Origin of the sequence: Helicobacter marmotae, from assembly GCF_003364255.1 — a bacterium.
In the GTDB taxonomy this organism is placed as follows: Bacteria; Campylobacterota; Campylobacteria; order Campylobacterales; family Helicobacteraceae; genus Helicobacter_C; species Helicobacter_C marmotae.
On record NZ_NXLR01000035.1, the window covers coordinates 1 to 4,700 of the forward strand.

Sequence of the window (4,700 nt, forward strand, 5' to 3'; positions counted from 1 at the left end):
ATTCTTCGCCTGTTTCACAGGCTCAGAATGACAAACTTGGCTACCCGCAAGAGAAATTATTTTGTCATTCTGAACCCCTGCAAGGGGTGAAGAATCTCTGTTGGCGACTAGTGATTCCTTGAGAGATTCTTCGCCTCCACTTTGTGCTCCTAAGACAGCACAATTCGCCTTAAGCTTTAATATCTCCTCCACTAAGGCAATAATTTTATCTACGATATGTTGATTAGATGTTGTGATTTGTGGGATGGGGAGCTTTTCTATATAGATTTTAGCTCCATATACGCCATCGCCCAAAGTAGCAGCATTAGTTTTAATCCAATGCCTTGAGACACTCGCATTAAGCACTGCTAAAAAGTATTTTAGCAAGCTTTCATCATCACTTGTAATCATAAACATAGAATCTAAAATCACATACCCCCTATTGTCATAAGAAAAGCAAAGCTCATTTGAAATTCGATTCCACACAATTTTCCCCTGATATTGCCCTATATCGCGCCTAAAGGCAGCCATAAAGGCATTGAGATATATATCTCTATCCCCCCCCCCCGCGCTCAAAGCTAGATTCTATAAGCTCTATCTCACTTTGACTAAGCCCATAAAGCTCATAAATAGCACTATCAAGCCTAGCTTCTAGTTTGTCGGTATTTTTGCTTGTGCCTTTTTGGGTGATAATCTGCTTGCCTAAATCTTTAATGGCATTGATTTTTGCTTGATTTTGTGAGCTTTGCTTGATGATTGGAAGCTTCTCTATAAACTGCTTTATCCACCGAAACGCCCCATCGCCTAGACTTGAAGCGATTTGTTTCATATAAAAATATATAAGCTTTGAGTTGAGCACGCCTACCAAATACACATCATCTCTAGGGATAAAATAGCAAGTTTGGTTAATATAATATCCCCCCTCATCATAGATAAAGCACGGCGTATTGGTCATCTCTGCCCAAATGATTTTGCCCTCATATTTTTCCTTGCTTGTATTATAAGGCACTTTCAACCCCTCGCAGAATCTAAAAGCCTCTTTGAGTTCAGATTCAAAATTTTCACAGAGTAATTTAAGGAGAATGTGGGATTTAGATTCTATAATAGAGATGAGTAGAAGCCCGCGTACTAGGTTCTTATCCCCCCCCCCCGTTATAATATTTATCTCCTCATTGCTTAAATCATAAAGCGCGAAAACTTGAGAATCTAAGCATTTTTCTAATGTGCTTGTGTCTTTATTTGCTTTTTTAGATTCTATAATTTGGCACACAATTTCTACAAGCTCTGATTCTTGATTTTTGCTAATTTTAGGAATCGGGAGCTTTTCTAGCTTGTCTTTTGCCCCATAGGCGTATTTACCCTCATCGATTAAATTTGTCATTTGTGTAATAAGCCAACGATAAAGCGTAGAGTTCATACAGCCCAAAACATACAGCAAGAAATCCTCTTTATTTTGCTTGTGTGTTATCATAAAAAGTGAATTATTCATATACATTACTTCTTTAATATAAGCAAAGAAATATTCTCCACTCACGGGATTCCAAACGATTTTTGGTTTAGCAAATTCATCATAGTATGCAATATTATCTTGTGTTTCAAACCATTTATTACTTGTTTTCTTTCTAGCATTATTGCCTCTAATGCCATCAATATTCTTTTCACCACTTTGCTCAAGTCGTTTGCCAAAAGTTGCAAGATAGTTTTTTACTGCTGGATAGTCATCAATATCAAGCTTTAAGGCTGGGAAAGTCCCTATTAGCCACCACCCTGCCCACTCATAACTATACCGCTTAATATTTTCTCCTTTTAGCAAGGGCTTGATGAGTTGAGCAGTGCGCTCTCTTTCTGTCAATAAAATAATGTTGTTTTCAAGGTCAATTTTGGAGGATTCCAAGACACTTTTTGTTTTCTCAATCACTCGTGCAGTTTCTTTTTCTATAAGGGGGAGGGGCTTGAATGTGCAAGTATGGGCAAGAGCTTCGCTCGTGCGCGAAGTCCAACCCCATGATAATATTCTTGCCCCCTTATATATCCCCCACCCCGACGACGCTTTAAGAGGTGGCACTTCGTGCGATTTAATTTTATCGCAGCAGGGATATACCCTACTGCTAGTAGATTCTGAATCCCCTAGCGATTCTTCTCGCCCGCTTCGTGGTGTCTCAAAATCGGAAGCAAGCGAGGCAGTAGTGCCCTCGCTCCGATTTTGGACTAGAAGCGGATTAAGCGAGGCTTCCCCCTTGTTTGCCGAAAAAGCGGCGTCTTTTTCGGGGTTAAGGGGGACGGGAGGGGGATAAACCCCTTTTTGCGATAAAAAAGAAAAAGAAACTTCGCTATGCGATAAAGAGAGATTCTTATCATATTCACTCAAAGGATAAGGCAGCAGGGAGTCTTTACTATCATCACATTTGCTTAAAATCTCTTCGCGTTTATTTGTGCCAATAATAAAGGCATCATTGCATCCTGTTTTGATTCCATAATTGATATTAATATCCCAATCTTTTAGCGGCACTCCTTTTGCCTCTATCTTTGCTTTGAGGGCTAGCTCTTCTTCTGTGAGAAATAGAAAAGATTCTACACTTAGGGCATTTCTAGGGAGTGTAATGGCATTTTTTAACAAAATGGTTGGGTCTTTACTTTTATGGCTTTTAGCAAAGAGAGTGGGGCGATTATCATAAGGGGTATTTTGCAATGTGGTAATAGCAGTATCAACCGTGGCATTCTTAAAGACTTTATCTCCATTTAGGTCAATATGTGAATCTACGCACACATCGATGAGAAGCCTTCGTAGATTCTCCCCATATTCGCCTCTGCACCATTTATTAGAAGTGATGAAGCTAAGAAAGCCTTTAGGCTTGAGTAAGCTTAAGCCTTTTGCATAAAAGTAGGTATAAATATCCGCATTGCCCTTAAACAATGGATAGCCTTTAGCAGAATGTGTAAAGGTGCTAAATTCAGCTTCAAGCTTTGGCTTAAGCTCTTTGTCGATATTTTCACCCCTAATGTATGGTGGGTTACCCACACAGAGGTCAAAGCCCCCTTTAGCAAACACAGAGGCGAAGAAAAAGCGATATAAAAAGAGTTTATCAGAGTGAAAGTCTTTGTCTTTATAGTCTTTTAAAAGCGTTTTTAGCTCTTGTTTGAATTCCTCATATTGGAGGATTTGCTTTTGCTGGGCGGCGATTTCCCCTTTTTTTACTTTGGGATTATCTTTTTGGCTCTGAATGAGTGTGTCAATCTGTGCAATGCGCTCATTAAAGGTAGATTCCATAATATTTATAATCTCTTGCTTTAGGCTTTTCTTCTTTTGGGCGGTTTTTTCATTAAAAAAGTTAATAAAAAGCCTGCTTAACTGCTCACTTTGACTTTCATCAAATAAGCTTGCATTTAAGTCGCGATCTCCAAAGAGATCCCTCTCGCCCTCTTTAGCCCAAAAGGAGCTAGGGATAATCTCAATATTCCCTAAGCGCTCTAGGAGTGAATTGCCCTGCATAAAGTTAAAGTCAAGATTAGGCAAGGGTGTGGGGGTTTGCTCATCTACGGCAATGGATAAATAAAATCGAAGTTTAGCTATCTCTATAGCGTCTGAATCAATATCTATCCCATAGATTTGCTTTTGGATAATTGCTCTTTTAAGCGTGGCGATTTGTGCCTTTGTGGGAGTGGGGTGGGTGAGGAGGCTAAGGAGTTGGAGTATCTCGCTTAATAGCCCCATAGGGAATGCTCCTGAGCCAATGGCGGGGTCTAGGATCGTTAAGTTTTTAAGTGTATCAATAATATCTTGGCGTTTTTGGGTGATAAAATCATCAACTTCTAGGGTAAAAACTAAAGAATATATAGAATCTTTTTCTTGTGCGTTGTGGCAGAGCTTTTCTTGCAAGGTGCGCATAAGGGCGTTTTTACATATAAGATGCACAATGTGCTTAGGCGTGTAATACGCCCCAAGCACTTTATTTTTACTTTTAGACTTCCCACTTTCGTCTCGCTGCCTTTTTTGATTATCATCGATAAGATTTTCAAAGATTTGTCCTAACATTTCGGGGTCAATGCCGATTTCTTCATCACTCGGGGTGGATTCTTCAATGGTGAAGTTATAGTGCTCAAAGACATTAAAGATTTCTTCAAAATCGCTATTTTCTAGCACTTCACATAAAATTAAATGCGTTTCTATGCCAATCTCATTCTTTTGAGCATCTTTTAGCTTTTGCTCTTCAAAGAGCCCACCATTTAAAAATGGAATCTTGCAATCAAAAGGGGCGAAATAATCACCTTCGCGTTGTGTATTAAGACTATCAAAAAAGAGTGGGCAGAGGTAGTCTTTATAAAAGTTTTGATTGTGTGTTTTGGCTTTTTTAAATAAAGAGTAGAGAAACTCCCTATCCCCGCTGCCCCAATCGGCGGTTTTATCCACACCTAGCCAGCCTTTCTTTTGCAAAAAATATAAAAACACTATGCGCCCTAAAAGCTTTTTCACAAAGGCACGTACGGCTCTTTCCTCACTTAAACCCTCATAGCCTTGCAGGATATTAAGACTAGCGGGGTTATTTATAAGTTTCTCACAAAGGGATTGAAAAAGTTTGAAATATTCTCTATAAAACTCCTTGCTTAAAGGCTCGGTGCTGAAAGCTTTTTGCAAGGATTGTAAGTCTTTTTGCTTTGTGTCTATGAGTTCTTGGAGTTGGGTTTTAGCACTTTTAATTTTCTCATGCCCTAGCACGAAGCTT

At 39.3% G+C, this 4,700-nt stretch carries 2 protein-coding genes; both read right to left on the reverse strand.

Annotated elements, in window-relative coordinates:
* Positions 1–555, reverse strand: a 555-nt coding sequence (locus tag CQA63_RS10505) for a TaqI-like C-terminal specificity domain-containing protein (RefSeq protein ID WP_342352872.1), incomplete at its 3' end; no start/stop codon positions are given.
* Positions 533–4,700, reverse strand: a 4,168-nt coding sequence (locus CQA63_RS09135) for an Eco57I restriction-modification methylase domain-containing protein (RefSeq protein WP_211305743.1), incomplete at its 5' end; no start/stop codon positions are given. The genes CQA63_RS10505 and CQA63_RS09135, both read right to left, overlap by 23 nt.